Origin of the sequence: Streptomyces sp. NBC_01268, assembly GCF_036240795.1 — a bacterium.
GTDB lineage: Bacteria > Actinomycetota > Actinomycetes > Streptomycetales > Streptomycetaceae > Streptomyces.
The window spans coordinates 2,262,925-2,287,084 of record NZ_CP108454.1 but is presented as its reverse complement, the minus strand read 5'-3'; the positions used below and the strand labels follow the sequence as shown (position 1 = coordinate 2,287,084).

General features: G+C 71.4%; 21 protein-coding genes. 15 read left to right on the top strand and 6 right to left on the bottom strand.

Annotation, left to right across the window (positions count from 1 at the left end):
* Positions 1-27: 27 nt before the first annotated feature.
* The 9 genes from ftsW (at position 28) to OG309_RS09950 (ending at position 8,531) form a co-directional block, all read left to right on the top strand.
* The gene (gene ftsW, locus OG309_RS09990; protein ID WP_329419855.1) at positions 28-1,368 is read left to right on the top strand and encodes a putative lipid II flippase FtsW; all 1,341 of its coding nucleotides are present in this window, start codon (positions 28-30) and stop codon (positions 1,366-1,368) included.
* A 6-nt stretch (positions 1,369-1,374) separates the two neighbouring features.
* A complete protein-coding gene (murG, locus tag OG309_RS09985) occupies positions 1,375-2,469 on the top strand; it encodes an undecaprenyldiphospho-muramoylpentapeptide beta-N-acetylglucosaminyltransferase (protein ID WP_329419854.1) in 1,095 nt (364 codons plus the stop codon).
* Positions 2,470-2,493: 24 nt separating this feature from the next.
* The gene (locus OG309_RS09980) at positions 2,494-3,291 is read left to right on the top strand and encodes a cell division protein FtsQ/DivIB (protein WP_329419853.1); all 798 of its coding nucleotides are present in this window, start codon (positions 2,494-2,496) and stop codon (positions 3,289-3,291) included.
* A 280-nt stretch (positions 3,292-3,571) separates the two neighbouring features.
* Entirely contained in the window at positions 3,572-4,786 is a 1,215-nt protein-coding gene (gene ftsZ, locus OG309_RS09975; protein WP_329419852.1) for a cell division protein FtsZ, read from the top strand.
* Complete coding sequence (gene pgeF, locus OG309_RS09970) at positions 4,783-5,523, top strand: peptidoglycan editing factor PgeF (RefSeq protein ID WP_329419850.1); 741 nt, start codon at positions 4,783-4,785, stop codon at positions 5,521-5,523. The genes ftsZ and pgeF overlap by 4 nt, the downstream gene beginning before the upstream one ends.
* Positions 5,520-6,239, top strand: a complete 720-nt coding sequence (locus OG309_RS09965) for a YggS family pyridoxal phosphate-dependent enzyme (RefSeq protein ID WP_329419849.1) — start codon at positions 5,520-5,522, stop codon at positions 6,237-6,239. The genes pgeF and OG309_RS09965 overlap by 4 nt, the downstream gene beginning before the upstream one ends.
* 139 nt (positions 6,240-6,378) lie before the next feature.
* Complete coding sequence (locus OG309_RS09960) at positions 6,379-7,002, top strand: cell division protein SepF (RefSeq protein WP_329419847.1); 624 nt, start codon at positions 6,379-6,381, stop codon at positions 7,000-7,002.
* A 70-nt stretch (positions 7,003-7,072) separates the two neighbouring features.
* Positions 7,073-7,363, top strand: a complete 291-nt coding sequence (locus OG309_RS09955) for a YggT family protein (protein WP_329419846.1) — start codon at positions 7,073-7,075, stop codon at positions 7,361-7,363.
* Between the two features lie 67 nt (positions 7,364-7,430).
* Entirely contained in the window at positions 7,431-8,531 is a 1,101-nt protein-coding gene (locus tag OG309_RS09950; RefSeq protein WP_329419845.1) for a DivIVA domain-containing protein, read from the top strand.
* A gap of 326 nt (positions 8,532-8,857) precedes the next feature.
* Here OG309_RS09950 and ileS read toward each other — a convergent pair whose 3' ends face one another.
* Complete coding sequence (ileS, locus tag OG309_RS09945) at positions 8,858-12,001, bottom strand: isoleucine--tRNA ligase (RefSeq protein ID WP_329419843.1); 3,144 nt, start codon at positions 11,999-12,001, stop codon at positions 8,858-8,860.
* 561 nt (positions 12,002-12,562) lie between these two features.
* Here ileS and OG309_RS09940 point away from each other — a divergent pair.
* The 6 genes from OG309_RS09940 to OG309_RS09915 all read left to right on the top strand — a co-directional run bounded on the left by OG309_RS09940 (position 12,563) and on the right by OG309_RS09915 (position 17,762).
* Complete coding sequence (locus OG309_RS09940) at positions 12,563-13,372, top strand: TraR/DksA family transcriptional regulator (protein WP_329419842.1); 810 nt, start codon at positions 12,563-12,565, stop codon at positions 13,370-13,372.
* Between the two features lie 34 nt (positions 13,373-13,406).
* Positions 13,407-13,988, top strand: coding sequence for a signal peptidase II (lspA, locus tag OG309_RS09935; RefSeq protein WP_329419841.1), 582 nt, complete (start codon positions 13,407-13,409; stop codon positions 13,986-13,988).
* Positions 13,989-14,040: 52 nt separating this feature from the next.
* Positions 14,041-14,982: an RluA family pseudouridine synthase gene (locus OG309_RS09930; RefSeq protein ID WP_329419839.1), complete on the top strand. Its 942-nt coding sequence runs from the start codon at positions 14,041-14,043 to the stop codon at positions 14,980-14,982.
* Positions 14,979-15,449 carry a GNAT family N-acetyltransferase gene (locus OG309_RS09925; RefSeq protein ID WP_329419837.1) on the top strand — a complete coding sequence of 157 codons (471 nt, stop codon included), beginning with the start codon at positions 14,979-14,981 and terminating at the stop codon, positions 15,447-15,449. Before OG309_RS09930 ends, OG309_RS09925 begins: the two co-directional genes overlap by 4 nt.
* A 77-nt stretch (positions 15,450-15,526) precedes the next feature.
* Entirely contained in the window at positions 15,527-17,113 is a 1,587-nt protein-coding gene (locus OG309_RS09920; RefSeq protein WP_329419836.1) for a Na+/H+ antiporter, read from the top strand.
* 79 nt (positions 17,114-17,192) lie between these two features.
* The gene (locus tag OG309_RS09915; protein WP_329419834.1) at positions 17,193-17,762 is read left to right on the top strand and encodes a dienelactone hydrolase family protein; all 570 of its coding nucleotides are present in this window, start codon (positions 17,193-17,195) and stop codon (positions 17,760-17,762) included.
* Between the two features lie 72 nt (positions 17,763-17,834).
* Here OG309_RS09915 and OG309_RS09910 read toward each other — a convergent pair whose 3' ends face one another.
* From OG309_RS09910 to OG309_RS09890, 5 genes are all read right to left on the bottom strand, one after another.
* Entirely contained in the window at positions 17,835-18,803 is a 969-nt protein-coding gene (locus OG309_RS09910) for a zinc metalloprotease (protein ID WP_329419833.1), read from the bottom strand.
* A 347-nt stretch (positions 18,804-19,150) separates the two neighbouring features.
* Positions 19,151-20,800, bottom strand: a complete 1,650-nt coding sequence (locus tag OG309_RS09905; RefSeq protein ID WP_329419831.1) for an alkaline phosphatase D family protein — start codon at positions 20,798-20,800, stop codon at positions 19,151-19,153.
* Between the two features lie 217 nt (positions 20,801-21,017).
* Positions 21,018-21,833, bottom strand: coding sequence for a DsbA family protein (locus OG309_RS09900; protein ID WP_329419830.1), 816 nt, complete (start codon positions 21,831-21,833; stop codon positions 21,018-21,020).
* Between the two features lie 60 nt (positions 21,834-21,893).
* Positions 21,894-22,613 (bottom strand): hypothetical protein, encoded by a 720-nt coding sequence (locus OG309_RS09895; protein WP_329419829.1) that lies wholly within the window; start codon positions 22,611-22,613, stop codon positions 21,894-21,896.
* A 91-nt stretch (positions 22,614-22,704) separates the two neighbouring features.
* Positions 22,705-24,030, bottom strand: coding sequence for a DUF2252 domain-containing protein (locus OG309_RS09890; RefSeq protein ID WP_329419828.1), 1,326 nt, complete (start codon positions 24,028-24,030; stop codon positions 22,705-22,707).
* Positions 24,031-24,160 lie beyond the last annotated feature (130 nt).

Genomic DNA, 24,160 nt, shown 5'->3' with positions numbered 1-24,160 from the left:
CGGGCACGACTGGAGGGGACGGCGATCATGCCGAGCCGAACCGCAGGGACGCGCGACCCGTCCGCCGTACGCGGCTCAGGGCGCGCCCCGGCGGCGCCGAGGAAGCCACGCCGGGGCGGTCTTCGCGGGATCCACGAGCGGGCCCGCAGGACCTGGGACCGGCCGCTCACCGCGTACTACGTCATCGTCGGCGCCGGGCTGCTCATCACCGCGCTCGGCCTGGTGATGGTCTACTCGGCCTCGATGATCACGGCGCTGCGCTACGACCTGGTGCCCTCGTACTTCTTCCGCAAGCAGTTCTTCGCGGCGCTGCTCGGGGCGGGGCTGCTGCTCGTGGCCTCCCGGATGCCGGTGAAGCTGCACCGGGCGCTGGCCTACCCGATCCTGGTCGGGGCGATCTTCCTGATGGTGCTCGTCCAGGTGCCGGGGATAGGGGTGGCGGTCGGCGGCAACCAGAACTGGATCTCACTGGGCGGACCGTTCATGCTGCAGCCCAGCGAGTTCGGCAAGCTGGCGCTGATCCTGTGGGGGGCCGACCTGCTCGCCCGCAAGCAGGACATGAAGTTGCTCACGCAGTGGAAGCACATGCTCGTCCCGCTGGTGCCCGGAACGTTTCTGCTGCTGGGGCTCATCATGCTGGGTGGTGACATGGGCACGGCGATCATCCTCTCGGCGATCCTCTTCGGACTGCTGTGGACCGCCGGCGCCCCCACCCGGCTCTTCGTCGGCGTGCTCTCGGTGGCCGGGGCCATCGGGTTCCTGCTGATCAAGACCAGCGACAACCGGCTGAAGCGCTTCGCCTGCATCGGTGCCACCGATCCCGGCGGAGAAGGCGCCCCGTGCCTCCAGGCAGCGCACGGGATCTACGCTCTGGCCTCGGGCGGATGGTTCGGTTCCGGGCTCGGGGCGAGTGTGGAAAAATGGGGCCAACTCCCCGAAGCGCACACCGACTTCATCTTCGCCGTCACCGGCGAGGAACTGGGTCTGGCGGGGACGCTGTCGGTGCTGGCCCTGTTCGCGGCTCTAGGCTATGCGGGTATCCGCGTGGCCGGACGTACGGAGGACCCCTTCGTCAGGTTTGCCGCGGGAGGCGTGACCACCTGGATCACGGCGCAGGCCGTGGTCAACATCGGTGCGGTGCTCGGTCTGCTGCCGATCGCCGGAGTCCCGCTCCCGCTGTTCTCCTACGGAGGATCGGCCCTGCTGCCGACCATGTTCGCCGTCGGGCTCCTGATCGCCTTCGCGAGACAGGAACCCGCCGCGAAAGCGGCCCTGGCCATGCGCCGCCCCGGCTGGGGCAAGCGGGTCGGGGGGAGATGGAAGTCGATGCGACGGCGCGTCAAGAAGCGTCCGTCCGGAGAGCGGTGAATTTCGGTGCATGTCGTCCTCGCCGGCGGAGGTACAGCCGGCCACATCGAGCCCGCGCTCGCACTCGCGGACGCCCTGCGCAGGCAGGACCCCTCCGTGGGGATCACGGCGCTGGGCACGGAGAAGGGCCTGGAGACCCGGCTGGTCCCCGAGCGGGGCTACGAGCTGGCGCTCATCCCCGCCGTGCCGCTGCCCCGCAAGCCCACCCCTGAGCTGATCACCGTCCCCGGACGGCTGCGCGGCACCATCAAGGCCGCCGAGCAGGTCCTGGAGCGCACCAAGGCGGACTGCGTGGTCGGCTTCGGCGGCTACGTGGCGCTGCCCGGCTACCTGGCCGCCAAGCGGCTCGGCGTGCCGATCGTGGTCCACGAGGCCAACGCCCGGCCCGGCCTGGCCAACAAGATCGGCTCGCGCTACGCGGCCGGGGTCGGCGTGGCCACCCCGGACTCCAAGCTGCGCAACGCCCGCTACATCGGCATCCCGCTGCGGCACACCATCGCGACCCTCGACCGGGCCCGGGTCCGCCCCGAGGCGCGCGCCGCCTTCGGCCTCGACCCGAACCTGCCGACCCTGCTGGTCTCCGGCGGCTCCCAGGGCGCCCGGCGGCTCAACGAGGTCATCCAGCAGATCGCACCGGTGCTCCAGCGCTCGGGCATCCAGATCCTGCACGCGGTCGGCCCGAAGAACGAGCTGCCGCGTGTCGACAACATGCCCGGAATGCCGCCGTACGTGCCGGTACCGTACGTGGACCGGATGGATCTCGCGTACGCCGCCGCCGACATGATGCTCTGCCGCGCGGGCGCGATGACCGTCGCCGAGCTCTCCGCCGTCGGACTGCCGGCCGCCTACGTCCCGCTGCCCATCGGCAACGGCGAACAGCGGCTGAACGCCCAGCCGGTGGTCAAGGCGGGCGGTGGACTCCTCGTCGACGACGCGGAGCTGTCGCCGCAGTGGGTGCAGGGCAACGTCCTGCCCGTACTGGCCGATCCGCACCGGCTGTACGAGATGTCCCGCGCCGCCTCCGAGTTCGGCCGCCGGGACGCCGACGACCTCCTCGTCGGCATGGTGTACGAGGCGATCGCCGCCCGCCGTCAGGCGTAGCGGCGGCGGAAAGGGAGACGCCCTGTGGCAGCCGGACCCGCGACCGACCGGAAGAGCCCGAGCGGCAGGTCCAAGGGCTCGCCCGGGCCGTCGTCCCGACCGGGCGCCCGGAGGTTCCGGGTGCCCGGCCCGCGGGTGCTCCTGGCCTCCTTCGGCGCGCTCGCCCTCGTGGCCGGCGGCGTCTGGGCGCTCTACGGCTCGGCCTGGCTCCGCGTGGAGCGGGTGAGCGTCTTTGGCACGGAGGTGCTCACCCCGGACGAGGTGGAGCGCGTCGCGGCCGTTCCCGTCGGCGCGCCGATGGTCTCCGTCGACACCGACTCCATCGCGGCACGGCTGCGCGAACGGCTGCCCCGGATCGACACCGTGGACGTCGTGCGGTCCTGGCCGCACGGAATCGGTCTGAAAGTGACGGAACGGAAGCCCGTACTCCTGATGGAAAAGGGCGGAAAGTTCACCGAAGTGGACGCCGGTGGTGTGCGGTTCGCCACCGTGGCCAAGGCGCCCTCCGGCGTCCCCCGGCTGGTCCTCGACGCGGCCGCCTCGCCGAGCCTGCGCCGCTTCGACGAGGACCGGCTCCTCGGCGAGGCGGTAGGCGTGACGGGCGAACTCCCGGAGAAAATCGCCCGGGACGCCCGTGTCGTCCGGATCAAGTCGTACGACTCCATCACCCTGGAGCTCGGCGGAGGGCGCACGGTCTTCTGGGGCAGTGGTGAGGACGGGGCCGTCAAGGCCCGTGTCCTGACCGCGCTGATGAAGGCCACTCCCAAAGCGGGACACTTCGATGTAAGTGCCCCCACGGCGCCCGCTTCGTCGGGAAGTTGACGCTCATCAGCCCTGGCCAGCACCCTGGTTGGCCAGCGCTACGGGTGATCACATAGGGTGAAAAGAAAAACGGGAGGTTCGGCGTGTTCGTTGAACGTGCGCCACTTGTCGACTTAGTGTCCTGTTCGGAAGAGTCCAGCGAACAGAGACACTGGTAACCCTAAACTTCAACGTTAGGGTTTGGGTCGGCGTTTCGGACCGTCCCAATCGGCATCCGTCGTCGCGGCGCGCTAACCACCGCGAAGCGGCGACACGTAACTCGAGGCGAGAGGCCTTCGACGTGGCAGCACCGCAGAACTACCTCGCAGTCATCAAGGTCATCGGTGTCGGCGGCGGTGGTGTCAATGCCATCAACCGAATGATCGAGGTCGGTCTCAAGGGCGTCGAGTTCATCGCCATCAACACCGATGCACAGGCGCTGTTGATGAGCGACGCCGACGTCAAGCTGGACGTCGGCCGTGAACTCACCCGTGGCCTCGGGGCCGGGGCCAACCCGGCCGTCGGTCGCAAGGCGGCAGAGGACCACCGTGAGGAGATCGAGGAGGTCCTCAAGGGGGCCGACATGGTCTTCGTGACCGCCGGCGAAGGCGGCGGCACCGGCACCGGCGGCGCACCCGTCGTCGCCAACATCGCGCGCTCGCTCGGCGCCCTGACGATCGGTGTGGTCACCCGCCCGTTCACGTTCGAGGGCCGTCGGCGCGCCAACCAGGCGGAGGACGGCATCGCCGAGCTCCGCGAAGAGGTCGACACCCTCATCGTCATCCCGAACGACCGACTGCTGTCGATCTCGGACCGTCAGGTCTCCGTGCTCGACGCCTTCAAGTCGGCCGACCAGGTGCTGCTGAGCGGTGTCCAGGGCATCACCGACCTCATCACCACCCCCGGTCTGATCAACCTCGACTTCGCCGACGTCAAGTCGGTCATGTCCGAGGCGGGTTCCGCCCTCATGGGCATCGGCTCCGCCCGCGGCGACGACCGCGCCGTGGCCGCGGCCGAGATGGCGATCTCCTCGCCGCTCCTGGAGGCCTCCATCGACGGGGCCCGCGGTGTGCTGCTCTCCATCTCCGGCGGCAGCGACCTCGGTCTCTTCGAGATCAACGAGGCCGCCCAGCTGGTGAGCGAGGCCGCCCACCCCGAGGCGAACATCATCTTCGGCGCCGTCATCGACGACGCCCTCGGCGACGAGGTGCGGGTCACCGTGATCGCCGCGGGCTTCGACGGCGGCCAGCCGCCGGCCCGTCGCGACAACATCATCGGCTCGGCCTCCGCCAAGCGCGAGGAGCCGGCCCCGGCCCCCCGCATCGCCGAGACCTCCCGCCCGCTGGGCGGTCTGGGCACGGTGGCCCCGCGCGAGGAGCCCGTGGCCCCGGTCGAGCCGATGCCGGCCGTCAGCGAGACCCCGCTGCCGCCCGTCGCCTCGCCGGTGGTCCCGCCGGCCCGCCCGTACCCGGACAGCCAGGCCGAAGAGCTGGATGTCCCGGACTTCTTGAAGTGATAGGGCAGCGTCACGACACGAGCGGCGCCCACTTCGCCTTCACCGACCGGTGGGGCGGGGTGAGCGCCGTTCCGTACGAGGAGCTCAACCTCGGCGGAGCCGTCGGTGACGACCCCGCGGCCGTCCTCGCCAACCGGGGGCGCGCCGCGACCGGGCTGGGCCTCGACCCGGCCCGGGTGGTCTGGATGAACCAGGTCCACGGCGCCGACGTCGCCGTGGTGGACGGGCCCTGGGGGACGGACCCCGTCCCCTCGGTCGACGCCCTCGTCACCGACCGGCCCGGACTCGCCCTCGCGGTGCTCACCGCGGACTGCGTGCCGGTCCTCCTCGCCGACCCCGTCGCCGGTGTCGTCGCCGCCGCCCACGCCGGGCGGCCCGGGATGGTCGCCGGAGTCGTCCCGGCCGCGGTGGCCCGGATGACCGAACTCGGGGCCCGCCCCGAGCGGATCGTCGCCCGCACCGGCCCCGCCGTCTGCGGGCGCTGCTACGAGGTTCCCGAGGCGATGCGGGCCGAGGTCGCCGCCGTCGAACCGGCCGCACACGCCGAGACCTCCTGGGGAACCCCCGCCGTCGACGTCACCGCGGGCGTGCTGGACCAGCTCGCCCGACTCGGCGTCACCGACGTGGCGGCGAGCGGGGTCTGCACCCTGGAGTCCCGGGACCACTACTCGTACCGCCGCGACCGCACCACCGGGCGACTCGCGGGATATGTCTGGCTGAACCGGGAAGAGACATGACGGACCGCACCGCGGAACTCGCCGAGAACCTGGCCGGGGTGGAGGAGCGCATCGCCGCCGCCTGCGCCGCCGCCGGTCGAGCGCGGGAGGAGGTGACCCTCATCGTGGTCACCAAGACCTACCCCGCGAGCGACGTGAGGATCCTGCACGGACTCGGGGTGCGCCATGTCGCCGAGAACCGCGACCAGGACGCCGCCCCCAAGGCCGCCGCCTGTGCGGACCTCGACCTGAACTGGCACTTCGTGGGCCAGCTGCAGACCAACAAGGTCCGTTCCGTGGTGGGTTATGCCGATGTGGTGCAGTCCGTCGACCGTTTGAAGCTGGTCTCCTCTCTCTCCGCGGCCGCGGAGAAGGCGGAGCGCGAGCTCGGCTGCCTCCTCCAGGTCGCCCTCGACGCCGAGTCCGGCGCCCGGGGCGACCGGGGCGGGGTGGCCCCCGACGGCATCGAGGAGTTGGCCGCCGCGGTGGACGCGGCGCCCGGACTGCGGCTCGACGGACTGATGACGGTCGCCCCGCTCGCGGGTCCGTTCGCGGGACGGCAACGGGCCGCCTTCGACCGGCTGATGGATTTGTCGACTGTCCTGCGCGCGACCCGTCCGGCTGCGAACATGGTGTCAGCAGGGATGAGTGCGGACCTCGAGGAGGCCGTGGCGGCCGGAGCGACACACGTGCGCATCGGTACGGCGGTACTCGGTGTCCGCCCGAAGCTCGGGTAACGTCGCGAAGCAAGTCGGACCACAGCAGAAAATATGGTCATTCCGCCAGGGAGGCGGGGGGACCTCGTGGATCGCGGGCACTTGGTGACACTGCGACATTCGGTAAGGGCGATCCACCACTGAGCGGAGGATGCAGAGCATGGCCGGCGCGATGCGCAAGATGGCGGTCTACCTCGGCCTCGTGGAGGACGATGGTTACGACGGCCGGGGATTCGACCCCGACGACGACTTCGAACCCGAGCTGGAGCCCGAGCCCGAGCGTGACCGGCGCCATCACCAGCCCCCGCGCCAGGTGGAACGGGAGGAACCGGTACGAGTGATCTCCCCGCCCGCGCCCCGCGAGCCGGTGTCCCATTCTGTCCCGGTACCCGCCGAGAGCGGGCGTCCAGCCCGAATTGCCCCCGTGGCATCCATCACACCCGAACGCCCGAGCCTGGAGAAGAACGCGCCGGTGATCATGCCCAAGGTCGTGTCCGAGCGGGAGCCCTACCGCATCACCACGCTTCACCCGCGGACCTACAACGAGGCCCGTACCATCGGGGAACACTTCCGTGAGGGCACCCCGGTGATCATGAATCTCACGGAGATGGACGACACCGACGCGAAGCGACTTGTCGACTTTGCCGCCGGACTCGTCTTCGGGCTCCATGGCAGCATTGAGCGCGTGACGCAGAAGGTGTTCCTGTTGTCGCCTGCTAACGTCGATGTCACGGCGGAGGACAAGGCCCGTATCGCAGAGGGCGGATTCTTCAACCAGAGCTGAGAACACGAGACCGAGAACGACCCGGCCGCGAGGCCGGACAAGCGAGAGCCAGGGGAGAGGGAAGCGCGGGATGGGCGTCGCACTGCAGGTGGTCTACATCGCGCTGATGTGCTTCCTTGTCCTCCTGATCTTCCGGCTGGTCATGGACTACGTCTTCCAGTTCGCCCGTTCATGGCAACCCGGTAAGGCGATGGTGGTCGTTCTGGAGGCCACCTACACTGTCACCGATCCACCGCTCAAGCTCCTGCGGCGGCTCATCCCGCCGCTGCGTCTCGGGGGCGTGGCACTCGACCTGTCCTTCTTCGTTCTGATGATCATCGTCTACATCCTGATCTCCGTCGTGAGCAACTTCGCGAGGTGATGGTGGAGGGAAATGTGGACGATACGGTCTTGCCGACTGCCGACGACTACGTAGAGGTGAAGAAGAGATGCCGCTGACCCCCGAGGACGTGCGGAACAAGCAGTTCACGACCGTCCGACTTCGAGAAGGCTATGACGAGGACGAGGTCGATGCCTTCCTCGACGAGGTCGAAGGCGAACTGACCCGTCTGCTCCGCGAGAACGAGGACCTGCGCGCCAAGCTGGCCGCCGCGACCCGTGCCGCCGCGCAGAACCAGCAGCAGCAGGGCATGCGCAAGCCCCCGGAGCAGCAGGACCGCCCCGTCGGTCCCGGCGCCCCCGTGCCCGCCGCCATATCCGGACCTCCGGCCCAGCAGCAGCCCCCGCAGATGGGCCCGCCGCAGCTGCCGTCCGGTGCCCCCGCGCTTCCCGCCGGCCCGATGCAGGGCGGCCCGATGCAGGGTGGCCCCATGCAGGGCGGCCCGATGGGCCCCGGCGCGATGCAGGGCGGCCCCATGGGTCCCGGCGCGATGCAGGGTGGCCCCATGCAGGGCGGCCCCATGGGTCACCCGCAGCAGCAGATGCAGCCCATGCAGCCGGCCCAGGGCCCGGGTGGCGACAGCGCCGCGCGTGTCCTCTCGCTGGCCCAGCAGACCGCCGACCAGGCGATCGCGGAGGCCCGTTCCGAGGCCAACAAGATCGTCGGCGAGGCGCGTTCGCGCGCCGAGGGCCTGGAGCGGGACGCCCGCGCCAAGGCCGACGCCCTGGAGCGGGACGCGCAGGAGAAGCACCGCGTCGCGATGGGCTCCCTGGAGTCCGCCCGCGCGACCCTCGAGCGCAAGGTCGAGGACCTGCGGGGCTTCGAGCGTGAGTACCGGACCCGCCTGAAGTCGTACCTGGAGTCGCAGCTGCGTCAGCTGGAGACCCAGGCCGACGACTCGCTGGCCCCGGCGCGCACCCCCGCGACCGCGTCCCTGCCGCCGTCGCCCTCGATGGCCTCGGCGGGTGCCCCCGCCCCGTCCTTCGGCGGCAACGGCCCGATGGGCGGCGCCCCGTCGTACGGCGGTCAGCAGCAGATGTCCCCGGCGATGACCCAGCCGATGGCTCCGGTCCGTCCGCAGGCTCCGCAGCCGATGCAGCAGGCGCCGGCGCCGATGCGCGGTTTCCTGATCGACGAGGACGACAACTGACGGCGCCGTACGTCCACGCGCTGAGCGCGTAGCCGTCGGCGGCAGTCGCAAGGGCCGGGCCCTGGGTATCCACCCAGGGCCCGGCCCTTTTGCGCGTCCCCGGGCGTACGCCGAAGGGCGGGTACGCCGAAGGGCGGGTACGCCGCAGGGCCGGGCACGCCGCAGGGCCGGGCACGCCGCAGGGCCGGGCACGCCGCAGGGACGGGCACGCCGCAGGGCCGGGTACGCCGCAGGGCCGGGTACGCCGCAGGGCCGGGTACGCCGCAGGGCCGGGTACGCCGAAGGGCCCGGCACCGAGGTCGGTGCCGGGCCCTTCGCCGTGCGGGTTACGCCTTGCGGAGGCGGAAGGTGAGGGCCAGGCCCTCGTCCTCGAACGGGGTGCCGTACGAATCGTCGGCGGCGCCCTCCGCGTGGTCCGTGGCCAGGACCTCGTCGGCGATCAGACCGGCGTGGGCCGCCAGCGCCTCCACCGTCTCCGGGGAGGTGGAGGTCCAGCGCAGCGCGATCCGGTCCGCCACGTCCAGGCCGCTGTTCTTGCGGGCCTCCTGGATCAGGCGGATCGCGTCACGGGCCAGACCCGCCTTGCGCAGCTCCGGGGTGATCTCCAGGTCCAGGGCGACCGTCGCGCCGGAGTCGGAGGCCACCGACCAGCCCTCGCGCGGGGTCTCCGTGATGATGACCTCCTCCGGGGTGAGGGTCACCTCCTCGCCGTTGACCGTGACGACCGCCTCGCCGCCGCGCAGCGCCAGCGACAGGGCCGCCGCGTCGGCCGCGGCCACCGCCTTCGCCACGTCCTGGACGCCCTTGCCGAAGCGCTTGCCCAGCGCCCGGAAGTTCGCCTTGGCGGTGGTGTCGACGAGGCTGCCGCCGACCTCGGAGAGGGAGGCGAGCGAGGAGACGTTCAGCTCCTCCGTGATCTGGGCCTGGAGCTCCGGCGAGAGGGCCGCGAAGCCGGTCGCCGCAACCAGCGCGCGCGAGAGCGGCTGACGGGTCTTCACGCCCGACTCGGCGCGCGTCGCGCGGCCCAGCTCGACCAGGCGGCGGACCAGCAGCATCTGCTCGGACAGCACCTCGTCGACGAGCGCGGCGTCCGCCTCCGGCCAGGTGGCCAGGTGGACGGAGTCCGGGGCGTCCGGGGAGACCGTGACGACCAGGTCCTGCCAGACCCGCTCCGTGATGAAGGGGGTCAGCGGGGCCATCAGACGGGTGACCGTCTCGACGACCTCGTGCAGGGTGCGCAGCGCCGCCTTGTCGCCCTGCCAGAAGCGGCGGCGGGAGCGGCGCACGTACCAGTTGGACAGGTCGTCGACGAAGGCCGAGAGCAGCTTGCCGGCCCGCTGGGTGTCGTACGCCTCCATCGCCTCGGTGACCGAGGCGACCAGCGTGTTCAGCTCGGAGAGCAGCCACTTGTCGAGGACCGTGCGGTCGGCCGGCGCCGGGTCCGCGGCCGACGGGGCCCAGCCCGAGGTGCGGGCGTACAGGGCCTGGAAGGCGACCGTGTTCCAGTACGTCAGGAGGGTCTTGCGGACGACCTCTTGGATCGTGCCGTGGCCGACCCGGCGGGCCGCCCACGGCGAGCCGCCGGCCGCCATGAACCAGCGCACCGCGTCGGCGCCGTGCTGGTCCATCAGCGGGATGGGCTGCAGGATGTTGCCGAGGTGCTTGGACATCTTGCGGCCGTCCTCGGCGAGGATGTGGCCCAGGCAGACCACGTTCTCGTACGAGGACTTGTCGAAGACCAGCGTGCCGACCGCCATCAGCGTGTAGAACCAGCCGCGGGTCTGGTCGATCGCCTCGGAGATGAACTGCGCCGGGTAGCGGCTCTCGAACAGCTCCTTGTTCTGGTACGGGTAGCCGTACTGCGCGAACGGCATCGAGCCCGAGTCGTACCAGGCGTCGATGACCTCCGGGACGCGGACGGCCTCGTGGGAGCAGCCTTCGGCGGGGCAGGTGAAGGTCACCGCGTCGATGTACGGGCGGTGCGGGTCGAGCTCCGACTGGTCCGTGCCGGTCAGCTCGGAGAGCTCCGCGCGCGAGCCCACGCAGGTCAGGTGGTCGTCCTCGCAGCGCCAGATCGGCAGCGGGGTGCCCCAGTAGCGGTTGCGGGAGAGGGCCCAGTCGATGTTGTTGTTCAGCCAGTCGCCGAAGCGCCCGTGCTTCACCGAGTCCGGGAACCAGTTCGTCTTCTCGTTCTCCTCGAGAAGGCGGTCCTTCACGGCGGTCGTACGGATGTACCAGGACGGCTGCGCGTAGTAGAGCAGGGCGGTGTGGCAGCGCCAGCAGTGCGGGTAGCTGTGCTCGTACGGGATGTGCCGGTAGAGCAGGCCGCGCGCGTCCAGGTCGGCGGTCAGCTGCTCGTCGGCCTTCTTGAAGAAGACGCCGCCGACCAGCGGCACGTCCTCCTCGAAGGTGCCGTCGGGGCGGACCGGGTTGACGACCGGCAGGCCGTAGGCACGGCAGACCTTGAGGTCGTCCTCACCGAAGGCGGGGGACTGGTGGACCAGACCCGTGCCGTCCTCGGTCGTCACGTACTCGGCGTTGACCACGTAGTGGGCCTCGGCCGGGAACTCGACCAGCTCGAAGGGGCGCTGGTAGGTCCAGCGCTCCATCTCGGCGCCGGTGAAGGACTCGCCGGTGGTCACCCAGCCCTCGCCGAGGGCCTTCTCCAGGAGCGGCTCGGCGACGACCAGCCGCTCGTCGCCGTCGGTGGCGACCACGTAGGTCACCTCGGGGTGGGCGGCGACGGCCGTGTTGGACACCAGGGTCCACGGGGTCGTCGTCCAGACCAGCAGGGCCGCCTTGCCGGCCAGCGGGCCGGAGGTCAGCGGGAAGCGCACGAAGACCGAGGGGTCGACGACCGTCTCGTAGCCCTGGGCCAGCTCGTGGTCGGAGAGGCCGGTGCCGCAGCGGGGGCACCAGGGGGCGACGCGGTGGTCCTGGACCAGCAGGTCCTTGTCGAAGATCTGCTTCAGCGACCACCAGACCGACTCGATGTACGAGGGGTCCATGGTCCGGTACGCGTCGTCGAGGTCGACCCAGTAGCCCATGCGGGTCGTGAGCTCGGCGAAGGCGTCGGTGTGCCGGGTCACGGACTCGCGGCACTTGGCGTTGAACTCGGCGATGCCGTACGCCTCGATGTCCTTCTTGCCGGAGAAGCCGAGCTCCTTCTCGACGGCGAGCTCGACCGGCAGGCCGTGGCAGTCCCAGCCGGCCTTGCGGGCGACGTGGTAGCCGCGCATGGTGCGGAAGCGGGGGAAGACGTCCTTGAAGACGCGGGCCTCGATGTGGTGGGCGCCGGGCATGCCGTTGGCGGTGGGCGGGCCCTCGTAGAACACCCACTCGGGGCGTCCCTCGGACTGCTCCAGGGTCTTGGCGAAGACCTTGTTGTCCTGCCAGAAGTCGAGCACCGCGTGCTCGAGCGCGGGCAGGTCGACCTGGGCGGGCACCTGGCGGTATTGCGGCGGCGTCATGCTTGCGAGCTCCTCCGGCGGACTGTTTCGCTTCCGTCCGGAGGGACGAGAGCGCTGCTCCCGCGGTACCACCCTCCTTGGCCCCGGCCGGCCGCTGCCGTCCTGAGCCCCCTCATTGGGGTCGCGACGCCGGGTCTACTCGCCGCGGTCGACCGCGGCTTTCTTCCGGCAGCTCCGGGGTGATGCTTCACATCGGGCTCGCCCCCGGGCTCTCACCGTCCCCGGGTCGCTCATGGCTGCGTACGACGCTACTCGTCCCCATCCAAGCCTTTCGCTCCGGCCAGTGTACGGGGCCGGGACGGGCCCGGCCGACCGGATTTCCGGTGTTTCCCGGTGACCCGAATGGGCACACCGGGCCGTGCGGAGTCGGACTTCGGCCAAGTGGGGGACGGTCGGGACGGATAACCCGCCGGGGAGCTGGGCACAACGGAGGCAGGCTCGTCCCGGAGGGCGCCGGGGCGGGTGTGCAGGGCGGCGTGCCCCGTTGCCGCGGGCTCTGGGCCGATTTATCGTCCCAGCACGATTCGCGAGCAAGATCACTAAATGTGAAGGGGCCGCGACATGGTGGCGAAGAAGACCGCCGCGAAGAAGACGACGGCAGCGAAGAAGACGCCGGCCGTCAAGAAGTCCGCGCCCGCGAAGAACTCCGCGCCCGCGAGCAAGGCGCCCGCCGGGAAGGCCGCCGCGAAGGCGACGGCCGGAGGAACGGCGGCCGTGCAGGAGGCGTCGGCCGACCCCGCGGCCCCCGCGAAGAAGGCGGCACCCGCGCGGAAGGCCGCCGCGGCGAAGAAGGCGGCCACGGCCGGGACGACCGCCGCGTCGAAGAAGACCGTGAAGACGGCGAAGACCGCGAAGACCGTGAAGACGGCGAAGGCCGCGACCGAGAAGACAGGAGCCAGGACGGTGGCAGCGAAGAAGACCGCGGGGGGCGTCAGGACGGCCACGAGCGAGGCCGCGGTGCCTCACTCCCGGCCGGGAGAGCTCGCCGTACGCCCCGGGGAGGACCCCTGGACCCCCGAGGAGGTCGCCGAGGCCCGCAGCGGCCTCCAGGCGGAGGTGCTGCGGCTGCGGAGCGAGCTGGTGCACTCGCAGGAGGAGCTGACCGGGCTGATGCGCGACTCCGGCGACGGGGCGGGCGACGACCAGGCCGACACCGGGACCAAGAACATCACGCGCGAGCACGAGCTCGCCCTGGCGGCCAACGCGCGCGAGATGCTGGAGCAGAGCGAGCACGCCCTGGAGCGGCTCGACGCGGGCACGTACGGCCTGTGCGAGGTCTGCGGCAAGCCCATCGGCAAGGCCAGGATGCAGGCCTTCCCCCGGGCCACGCTGTGCGTGGAGGACAAGCAGAGGCAGGAGCGCCGCGGCTGACGCGGCCCGGGGAGTGTGCCGTACCCTCGTGCACATGGCAGAGGCGGAGAGCGTCATCGGTACGCCGGATTCAGGTACGCCGGATTCAGCAGGGGCCGACGACACGGCCGTCCCCGAGGAGCGGCCCAAGGGGAGGCGACGGATCGTCGCCCTCCTCGTGGTGGCCGTCCTGGCCTACCTCGTCGACCTCGGCAGCAAGATGCTGGTGGTCGAGAAGCTGGAGGGGCACGCGCCGATCGAGGTCATCGGTGACCTGCTGCGCTTCGAGGCCATCCGCAACCCGGGTGCCGCCTTCGGCATGGGCGAGGCCTTCACGATCATCTTCACCGCGATCGCGGCCGTCGTCATCGTCGTGATCATCCGGCTCGCGCGCAAGCTCTACAGCCTGCCCTGGGCGATCGCGCTGGGTCTGCTGCTCGGCGGCGCGCTGGGCAACCTCACGGACCGGATCTTCCGCTCGCCGGGCGTCTTCGAGGGGGCGGTCGTCGACTTCATCGCGCCCGCCCACTTCGCCGTCTTCAACCTCGCCGACTCGGCGATCGTGTGCGGCGGCATCCTGATCGTGATCCTGTCCTTCCGGGGTCTGGACCCCGACGGAACCGTCCACAAGGACTGAGCCCGCCCCCGGCGGACGACGGGGTGTCGTCCGCACAAGGCATACTCGACGGGTGAGTACGAGTCCCGAGATCCGCACGCTGCCCGTTCCCGATGGCCTGGAGGGCGAGCGCGTCGACGCCGCCATCGCCCGTATGTTCGGGTTCTCCCGTACGAAGGCGGCCGAGCTGGCCGCCGCAGGCAAGGTCCAGGTCGACGGTGCCGTCGTCGGCAAGTCCGAGCGGGTCAGCGGCGGCGCGTGGCTCGAGGTCGAGATGCCGGGCGCGGCCGCCCCGGTGCAGATCGTGGCCGAGCCCGTCGAGGGCATGGAGATCGTCCACGACGACGACGACATCGTCGTGATCATGAAGCCGGTCGGCGTCGCCGCCCACCCCAGCCCCGGCTGGACCGGCACCACCGTGATCGGCGGCCTCGCCGCCGCCGGCTACCGCATCTCCACCTCCGGCGCCGCCGAGCGCCAGGGCATCGTGCACCGCCTCGACGTCGGCACCTCCGGTCTCATGGTGGTGGCGAAGTCGGAGTACGCGTACACCTCGCTGAAGCGCCAGTTCAAGGAGCGCGTGGTCGACAAGCGCTACCACGCCCTGGTCCAGGGCCACCCGGACCCGCTGAGCGGCACCGTCGACGCACCCATCGGCCGGCACCCGCAGCACGACTACAAGTGGGCCGTGACCGCCGACGGCAAGGCCTCCGTGACCCACTACGACCTGATCGAGGCCTACCGCGCGGCCTCGCTGCTCGACATCAAGCTGGAGACGGGCCGCACCCACCAGATCCGGGTGCACATGTCCACCCTCCGCCACCCCTGCGTCGGCGACCTGACCTACGGCGCCGACCCGACGATGGCCAAGCGCCTCGGCCTGACCCGCCAGTGGCTGCACGCGGTGCGGCTCGGCTTCGAGCACCCCGGCGACGGGCAGTGGGTCGAGTTCGCCAGCACCTACCCTGCGGACCTGCAGACCGCGCTCGACCGGATCGCGTCGGAGAGCCGGTGACCGGGGCCGCGTACGTGGTCCGCGAGGCCGTGGACGGCGCCGACCGCGAGGCGTGCTTCGCGGTGCGCCGCGAGGTCTTCGTCGAGGAGCAGGGCGTTCCGCAGGAGCTCGAGTACGACCCGTACGACGAGACCGCCGTGCACGTCCTCGCCGTCGGCGGGGACGGGGTGCCGCTGGGCACCGGGCGGCTGCTGTTCGGGGCGGACGCGACCGGCAAGACCGGCGCCGACGCCTCGGTGGGCTCCCTCGGGCGGCTCGCGGTCGGCAAGGCCGCCCGCGGTCTCGGGGTGGGCGCCGCGCTGGTGCGGGCCATCGAGGACGCGGCCCGCGGGCGCGGGCTCGCCGCCGTCGACCTGCACGCGCAGACGCAGGCGCTCGGCTTCTACGAGCGGCTGGGTTACGAGGCGTACGGCCCGGAGTTCCCCGACGCGGGGATGCCGCACCGGGCGATGCGCCGCACGCTCTGACGTTCTCCCACCGCGGGGCTTCTCCCCACGGTGGGGGCAATCACGGTCAAACCGGACGTACGTGGCAGGGTGGGGCCGTGGATCAATTGGCCCTGCTGTTCCTGCTGCTGCTCGGCGCCGTACTGACCGTGCCCCTCGGGGACCGGCTCGGGCTGCCCGCGCCGGTCCTGATGACCCTCATCGGGATCGCGCTGGCCTTCACGCCCTTCGTGCCCAACGTGGACATCCCGCCCGAGTACATCCTTCCGCTGGTCCTGCCCCCGCTGCTGTACGCCTCCGTGCAGCGCACCTCCTGGCGCCAGTTCGCGGCCAACAGGCGCCCGATCTTCCTGCTCGCGGTGGCCCTGGTCTTCGTCACCACGGCCGCCGTCGGCGCGGTGGCGGACGCCCTCGTGCCGGGGATCCCGCTGGCCGCGGCGCTGGCGCTCGGCGCGCTCGTGGCTCCGCCCGACCCGGTCGCGGCGACCGCCGTCGCCGGGTCGCTCGGGCTGCCCCGGCGGCTGGTGTCGATCCTGGAGGGCGAGGGGCTCTTCAACGACGTCACCGCGATCGTGCTCTACAACGTGGCGATCACCGCCGTGGTGAGCGGTTCCTTCTCGTGGCCCCGGGCACTCGGTGAGCTCGTTCTGTCGGCCGTCGTCGCGGTCGTCGTCGGGCTCGCGCTCGGCTGGACCGCCAACAAGCTGATGGGCCTGCTCGGCGACTCCACGCTCCAGACCGGACTCACCCTCCTGGTGCCCTTCGTCTCCTACGTGCTCGCCGAGGAGCTGCACGGCTCCGGCGTCCTCGCCGTGCTGGTCACCGCGCTCTTCCTGGCCGAGCACGCGATCGACGCCGACGACGTGATGGGCCGGCTCGCCGGGCAGACCTTCTGGGAGGTCATCGACACCCTGGTCACCGGGATCGCCTTCGGGCTCATCGGCCTGGAGCTGGTGAACGTCTTCGGGGTGGTGGACGACCACGGCGGGCAGGTGCTCCGCTGGGGCGCGGCCGTGGTGGGCGTGGTCATCGGGGTCCGGCTGCTGTGGCTGCTGCCGGCGACCTGGCTGGCGAAGCGGCTGCACACCGGCCGGGACTACGCCGAGGAGATCCCGATGAGCTGGCGGGAGACCGTCGTCATGTGGTGGTCCGGCATGCGCGGGGTGGCCTCGGTGGCGCTGGCGCTCGCCATCCCGCTGCGCACCGACGACGGTTCGCCCTTCCCCGGCCGGGACGAGATCGTCTTCATCGCCTTCTGCGTGATCATCGCCACCCTCGTCGTCCAGGGGCTCACCCTGCCCTGGCTGGTCAGGCGGCTCGGCGTGAAGGCCGACGCGGACGCGGAGCGGGCCTTCGAGCGGGAGCTCGCGATCCGCGCCGCCAAGGCGGCCAAGCGCCGTCTGAAGGAGATCGAGGAGGTCGAGGAGCTCCCCGAGGAGGTCGCCGAGCGGCTGCTGCGCGGGGCCTTCGACATCGGGGCGCGGATCAGTCCGGACATGGTCGACGACGAGCGGCGGGCCGCGTTCACGGAGCGGGTGGACCGGGTGAAGAAGGTCCAGCGGATCCACCGGGAGCTGATGTCCGCGGCCCGGCACGAGGTCCTCGCGGCGCGCAGCGAGCCCGGCGCCGACCCGGAGGTGGTGGACCGGGTGCTCCGGCACCTGGACGTGCGCAGCATGCGCTAGGCCGCGCCCGGAGGTCCCGCCCGGCTCGCGGCGCCCGGCCACGACCTGGAGCGTGCCGCGCGGATGGGAGGATGGCCGCATGGACATCATGCTTTTCCACTCGGTCTACGGGATGCGCCCCGCGGTGGAGGCCGCGGCCGAGCGGCTGCGGGCCGCCGGGCACCAGGTCTGGACGCCGGACCTCTTCGAGGGCCGCACCGTCGGCACGGTCGAGGAGGGCATGGAGCTCAGGGACGGGATCGGGAAGGACGAGCTGCTGCGGCGCGCGGTCCTGGCGGCCGCGCCGTACTCGGAGCGCGGGCTCGTCTACATGGGCCTGTCCTTCGGGGCCTCGGTGGCGCAGACGCTGGCGCTGGGCGACGAGAAGGCGCGCGGGCTGCTGCTGTTCCACGGCACCTCGGACATCGCCGAGTCGGCGTCGGTGGACGACCTGCCCGTGCAGCTGCACGTGGCCGAGCCCGACCCGTTCGAGACGGACGACTGGCTGTCCTCCTGGTACCTGCAGATGCGCAAGGCGGGGGCGGACGTGGAGGTCTACCGCTACCGGGGCGCCGGGCACCTGTACACCGACCCGGAGCTGCCGGACTGGGACGAGGAGGCGGCGGAGCGGACCTGGTCGGTCGCGCTGTCGTTCCTGGACAGCCTGTAGATCGGTGCGACGGACGGGGTGTGGCCCCCGGGGAGTTCCCCGGGGGCCACACCCGTGTGCGCGGACGGTGCGTCAGGCGCGGTACGCGGTCCAGGAGTCGTTCATCCGGGTCACCTGGCCCGACGTGAACTGGTACATGCAGGAGTCGTACGTGTAGTCCATGAAGTTGTGGATCGGGTCCACACCGGGCTTCGAGGTGCAGGTGTCACGGCCGGTCGGGCACTCGAAGGCGGCGCTCTTCTCGGCCGGGGTGTCGCTGACGTAGTCGCCGTTGCCCGTGCAGCCGCCCTGGAAGGTGTGGTAGAGCCCCATCCAGTGGCCGACCTCGTGGGTGGCGGTGTCGCCCTCGTTGTAGTTGGCCGCGGAGCCGCCCGGGAGCGAGGCGTCGAGGATGACGACGCCGTCCATCTTCGGGCTGGCCTTGTAGGAGGACGGGAAGGTCGCCCAGCCGAGCAGGCCGCCGCCGAGGTTGGCGGTGTAGACGTTCAGCGCGTTGGCGCCGCCCTTGCGCAGGGTGTTCTTCATGTCCTTCTCCGCCTGGGTGCCGTCGGAGACGTTGTACCAGGTGGCGTTGTCCGTGTAGTCCGTGCCGGCCAGGGAGAACTGGAAGTTGGAGTTCACGTTGCCGGTGCCCTGGCCGCTGTAGGCGGCGTTGAGGACGGCCATCTGGTTGTTGATGGCGGTGGCGCTGAGCTTGCCCGTCGTGCCGCTGTGGATGACGTGGAAGTAGACGGGGATCGTCGTCGCGGCGGCGGCGTTCGCTCCGGCGGCCAGGGAGGCGCGGCCGGAGACGCGGGCCTCGCTGACCTTCTTCTTCAGGTCCGCGTCCATGGCCTTGGCCTGGGCGGCGGTGACCTCGTTGGGCTCGGCCTCGGTGGCGTGGCCCTTGGCCTTGCGGGCGCCGGACAGGGTGGCGGAGCCGTCCGCGCACTTCTCGGCGGAGGCCAGCGTGGAGGTGGCCGGGGCCGCGGCGGGGGCGGAGAGGGGGGCCAGAGCCAGAGTTCCGGCCACCACGGCCGTACCGAGCACGCGACGTGACATAAGCGGGGATATGCGGACAAGAGCGCGCACGCTGACTCCTCGTGGGGGGTGGTGGGGAGGTAGTTCCTCGCCACTGGCCGGGAGATTACGCGTCCATGTCAGACGTCGTTGAGGATTGATCAAGCCCAATCATTCGTGGGGCAATTCGGGGCATCGGGAAGAAAAACTTCTGTCGCTTCCGGAGTTTGAGACGTGGACGTAACAGAAGTGATGACGAAGGCGGGTGGTGTGTCCGGTTTCGATCTCCCGAACTCGCCACCCGCCGTAGCCATGTGATCTTCCGTTAACAGAGCGGATCATGGCTGAAAAGCATCGCTACGACGCCCCGGGGCGCCCGTACGTACGCGTCAGCGCACCGGCTGATACACGCGCTCGACACGCTGCGTTCCGCTGAGCGTGCGGTACGAACGGGCCCAGGACGCCGTCGCGTGCGCGTCCGCCCGGTCGGAGACCGTGTAGTAGTCCATCTGCGAGCGCTCGGCCGTCACGTCGAGCACGCCGTAGCCGTGGTGGTCCATGTCCACCCACTTCACGTGCCGGTTGGCCGCCTTGACCGCGCCCGCCGCCACCACCGAGAGCGTGCCCGGCGCCACGTGCAGCAGGTCGTCCAGGTTGTCCGAGGTCACCGAGGTCACCACGAACTCCGTCGCGGCCGAGGCCGACAGCGGGTACGTCGCCGCCGTCACCGGCACGTCGTTGGCCCACGCCATGTGGATGTCACCGGTGAGGAAGACCGTGTTCCGGATGCCCCGGTCCGTCAGGTGCCGCAGCAGCTCCTTGCGGTCGTCTGTGTAGCCGTCCCACTGGTCCACGTTGACGGCGAGGCCCTCCTTGGGCAGCCCGAGCAGCCCGGCGAGCGGTTCGAGCAGATGGGCCGGGAGCGAGCCGAAGGCCACCGGCGAGATCATCACCGAGGTGCCGACCAGCTGCCAGGCCGCGTCCGAGGCGGACAGGCCCGACTTCAGCCAGTCCAGCTGCGCCCGGCCGGTGAGGGAGCGCTCCGGGTCGTCCACCTTGCCGCTGCCCACGCCGGCCTGCTGGGAGCGGAAGGAGCGCAGGTCGAGCAGGTGCAGATCGGCCAGCTTGCCGAAGCGCAGCCGCCGGAAGACCGTGCCCTCGGTCGAGGTGCGGACCGGCATCCACTCGAAATAGGCCCGCTTGGCCGCCGCCACCCGGTCCGCCCAGTCGCCCTCGGCGCCCGGCGTGTGGTTCTCGGCCCCGCCCGACCAGGCGTCGTTGGCGAATTCGTGGTCGTCCCAGATCGCGACGATCGGGTGCGCCGCGTGCAGCGCCTGGAGGTCGGCGTCCGTCTTGTACTTCCCGTGCCGGGTGCGGTAGTCGGCGAGCGAGACGATCTCGTGGGCCGGCTCGTGCTGCCGGACGACGTACGTGGCCGCCGGGTAGGCGCCGGTGGCGTACTCGTAGATGTAGTCGCCGAGGTGGAGGATCGCGTCCAGGTCGGTGCGGGCCGCGAGGTGGCGGTACGGGGAGAAGTAGCCGGCCTCCCAGTTGGCGCAGGAGACCACGCCGAAGCGGACGCCGGGTCCGGCCGCGTCGGCGGCGGGGGCGGTGCGGGTGCGGCCGGCCGGGGAGACGACCCCGCCGGCGGTGAAGCGGAACCAGTAGGAGGTGGCCGGGCGCAGGCCGCGGACGTCCGCCTTCACGGTGTGGTCGGAGGCGGCGGTGGCCAGGGCCGTGCCGTCGGCGACGGTCCGGGCGAAGGCGCGGTCCTCGGCGAGCTCCCAGGTGACGGTCACATCGGGGCCCGTGCCGGAGCCGGGTACGGCGTCGGGGGTGGGGGTGACGCGCGTCCAGAGCAGGACGCCGTCGGGCAGCGGGTCGCCCGAGGCGACACCGTGCAGGAAGGCGGGCGCCGTCGGGTCGGCGAGCGCGGGAGAGGCGGTGGCCACCAGTGCCGGGGTCACGACGGCCGTCACGGCGGCGGCCTTCACGACGGTGCGGCGAGTGGGGGCGGATATGAGGTTACGACTGGTCACGGGCCGTCAGATTACCGGCCGGTACGGCTGAGTGGCAGAGCTGTGCGCAAAGTTCGCCGACTCTTCGGCGGGGCGTCGCCGAAGGGGCCGGGGCCGCCCTCCCCGGGGGAGTGGGCTTCCCGCCGGACGCGCCGCGGCCCCCGGTCCGCCGCGGAGTGCGGTGGGCCGGGGGCCGGCGAAGCGGTCCCGGAGGAGCGCCCGGGGGAGGGGCGAGGGGTCAGCCCTTCATCACCTTGGCGAGCGCGGTGTTGAACTGGTCCACCGTCAGCGGCGGGTTGTCGCTGCCCTCGGCGGTCAGGGTCTTGCCGTCCATCTTCAGCGTCGGCGTGCCCGTGACCCCGCTCTTGTCGAAGGCCTTCGACATCTTCATCGCCCAGGCGTCGAAGGTGCCGTCCTCGACGTTCTTCTTGAACTCGGCGTTGCCCTTCAGCGCGGGCACCGAGTCCGCGACCTCCAGGAGGTAGGAGTCCTTGGCGAACTTGTCCTGGCTCTCCTCCGGGTGGAACTTGGTCGAGTACAGCGCCTCCTTGTACTTCAGGAAGGCCTCGGGGCTCACGTTCAGGGCCGCGCCCAGCGCCGACAGGGCGTTCTTCGAGCCCTCGCCCTGGTCGGAGTTGTCGATGAAGGTGGCGCCCACGTACTTGATCTTGTACTTGCCGTCGGCGACGTCCTTCGCCACGGTCGCGCCCACGCCCTGCTCGAAGGTCGCGCAGACCGGGCAGCGGGAGTCCTCGTACAGCTCCAGCGTCTTCTTCGCCTCCGGCTTGCCGACGACGAGCGTCGTGCCGTCGGTGCCCTCGGTGTTCTTCGGGGCCGTGACGTTCTTCGCGTCCGCGGCCGTCTCCCACACGGACGGCTTGTTGGACTGGACGATGGCGAAGCTGATGCCGCCGACCACCGCGAGCGCGGCGACCGCCGACACCGCGACGACCACCTGGCGGCGCGCCTTGTCCTTCTTGGCCTGGCGCTCGCGCTCCTCGCGCAGCCGCTCGCGGGCGGCTGCCTTGTTGGCCTGGGTGTTGCGCTTGCTCATGATCGTGATCTCCGTGACGTGAAGCAGGAAAGGAAAAGGGCGAACGGACCGCGTGCTTGCTCAGACGAGGGCGAGCGCCGGCGCACAGGCGCGCCGGAAGCCCGCGGAGCACGGCGGTCCACGCCGTCCCACGGAGTGCACGAGCAGCCGGGCCCGCGACCGGAGAGGCCGGTCCACGGGACGCCCGGCGCGCCGCGGGACCGTCCCCACGACGCGGAAGAAGGCCGCCACCAGGAGCAGTGGCCGGAAGGCGAGGGCCACGGCCGCCGCGAGCAGCCGGGCGAGCGCCCGCTCCCCGCCGCGCAGCCAGGCGGCCGCGGTGAGCCCGACCACCACATGGGCGGAGAGCAGCAGCCAGGGCACCGCCGGATCGGGCGAGCTCAGCAGCGCCGCCGCGGTCCCGCTCCCCGGGGCCGCCACACCCGGCAGCGGGGAGCCGAGGGCGCCGCCGCACAGTGCGTCCACGTCGAAGCCCACCGCGCGCAGCGAGCCGGCGACCGGGCCGCCGGCGGGGCCGTAACAGGCGACCTGCCCGCTGGTGAACAGCGTGTCGGCGGCCAGCTCCAGCGGGACGAGCAGCCCGGCGATCGGGCCGAAGCCGCGCTCCCGCCCGGCCAGGGCGTAGGCGACGGCGAAGACGCCGGCGCCGACCGGGACGACCGTCGCCAGGGGCAGCGGCACCCCGGACAGCAGCACATGCGAGGCCACGGACAGCGCCACGACCAGGGTCGTGAAGAGCGCCGCCCGTAGGGCTCTCAGCTGAATGCTTGCCATGTCCATCGCCGTGGAAGTGTGTCATGCCGGGCCGTATGGCGTCCCTAAGGCCGAGCTGTGAGACCGCGCCGGGCGGGCCCGGCGGCCCCACCCGCCCCTACAGCCCCGGGATGCGCCCGTTGCGGAAGAGGTCCACGAAGATCTGGTGGTCCGCCCGCGCCCGCGCGCCGTAGGAGTGCGCGAAGTCCACCAGGAGCTCGGCGAAGCCCTCCTCGTCGGCCGCGATGGCCGCGTCGATGGCCCGCTCCGTGGAGAACGGCACCAGCGACTGCCCGCTGGAGTCGTCCGCCGCCGCGTGCATGGCCGCCGTGGCCCGCCCGAGGTCGGCCACGGTCGCCGCGATCTCCTCCGGGTCGTCGATGTCCGACCAGTCCAGGTCCACCGCGTACGGCGACACCTCGGCGACCAGCTGCCCGGCCCCGTCCAGCTCCGTCCAGCCCAGCCACGGGTCGGCGTGCGCCTGGAGCGCCCGCTGCGAGATCACGGTGCGGTGGCCCTCGTGCCGGAAGTACCCCCGTACCGCCGCGTCCGTCACGTGGCGTGACACCGCCGGCGTCTGCGCCTGCTTCATGTAGATGACGACGTCGTTCTCCAGGGCGTCGCTGTTGCCCTCCAGGAGGATGTTGTACGAGGGGAGGCCGGCCGAGCCGATGCCGATGCCGCGCCGCCCGACGACGTCCTTCACCCGGTACGAGTCCGGGCGGGTCAGGCTCGACTCCGGCAGGGTCTCCAGGTAGCCGTCGAAGGCGGCGAGGACCTTGTAGCGGGTGGCCGCGTCCAGCTCGATCGCACCGCCGCCGGAGGCGAAGCGGCGTTCGAACTCGCGGATCTCCGTCATCGAGTCCAGCAGGCCGAAGCGGGTCATGCCGCGCGCGTCGCGCAGGGCGTCGAGCAGGGCGCCGCCCGCCGTGTCCAGCGTGAAGGGCGGAATCTCGTCGTGCTTGGCGCCGGTCGCGAGCGCGTGGATGCGCTCCCGGTAGGCGGCGGCGTAGATCCGCACCAGCTCGGTGATCTGCTCGTCGCCGAGCGCCTTGGTGTAGCCCAGCAGCGCCAGGGAGGCGGCGAGCCGCTTGAGGTCCCAGGTGAAGGGGCCGACGTAGGCCTCGTCGAAGTCGTTGACGTTGAAGATCAGGCGCCCGTTGGCGTCCATGTACGTGCCGAAGTTCTCGGCGTGCAGATCGCCGTGGATCCACACCCGGCCGGTCCGCTCGTCCAGGTAGGGGCCGCCGTGCGCCTCCCGCTCCAGGTCCTTGTAGAAGAGGCAGGCGGTGCCCCGGTAGAAGGCGAAGGCGGAGCCGGCCATCTTGCGGAACTTGACCTTGAAGGCGGCGGGGTCGGCGGCGAGCAGCTCGCCGAAGGCGGTGTCGAAGACGGCGAGGATCTGCTCACCGCGCTCGGCCGCGGTGGGCTGGGGGACCGACATCGAGGGTGCCTCCTGGGTACGGGGACGCGGCGCGCGGGCGCCGCGGATGTGACTCAAAATTGTGCATGACAAATGGGACAGGTGTTCTCTGTCCCCAACGCTCGACGCTAGTCGCGAGTGCCCGCTCGTT

Coding starts and splice junctions, on each gene's coding strand:
- OG309_RS09950 (WP_329419845.1), top strand. CDS start 7,431: ATGCCGCTGACCCCCGAGGACGTGCGGAACAAGCAGTTCACGACCGTC.
- OG309_RS09910 (WP_329419833.1), bottom strand. CDS start 18,803: ATGTCACGTCGCGTGCTCGGTACGGCCGTGGTGGCCGGAACTCTGGCT.
- OG309_RS09960 (WP_329419847.1), top strand. CDS start 6,379: ATGGCCGGCGCGATGCGCAAGATGGCGGTCTACCTCGGCCTCGTGGAG.
- OG309_RS09965 (WP_329419849.1), top strand. CDS start 5,520: ATGACGGACCGCACCGCGGAACTCGCCGAGAACCTGGCCGGGGTGGAG.
- ftsW (WP_329419855.1), top strand. CDS start 28: ATGCCGAGCCGAACCGCAGGGACGCGCGACCCGTCCGCCGTACGCGGC.
- OG309_RS09955 (WP_329419846.1), top strand. CDS start 7,073: ATGGGCGTCGCACTGCAGGTGGTCTACATCGCGCTGATGTGCTTCCTT.
- lspA (WP_329419841.1), top strand. CDS start 13,407: ATGGCAGAGGCGGAGAGCGTCATCGGTACGCCGGATTCAGGTACGCCG.
- OG309_RS09900 (WP_329419830.1), bottom strand. CDS start 21,833: ATGAGCAAGCGCAACACCCAGGCCAACAAGGCAGCCGCCCGCGAGCGG.
- ileS (WP_329419843.1), bottom strand. CDS start 12,001: ATGACGCCGCCGCAATACCGCCAGGTGCCCGCCCAGGTCGACCTGCCC.
- OG309_RS09940 (WP_329419842.1), top strand. CDS start 12,563: ATGGTGGCGAAGAAGACCGCCGCGAAGAAGACGACGGCAGCGAAGAAG.
- OG309_RS09915 (WP_329419834.1), top strand. CDS start 17,193: ATGGACATCATGCTTTTCCACTCGGTCTACGGGATGCGCCCCGCGGTG.
- OG309_RS09895 (WP_329419829.1), bottom strand. CDS start 22,613: ATGGACATGGCAAGCATTCAGCTGAGAGCCCTACGGGCGGCGCTCTTC.
- OG309_RS09890 (WP_329419828.1), bottom strand. CDS start 24,030: ATGTCGGTCCCCCAGCCCACCGCGGCCGAGCGCGGTGAGCAGATCCTC.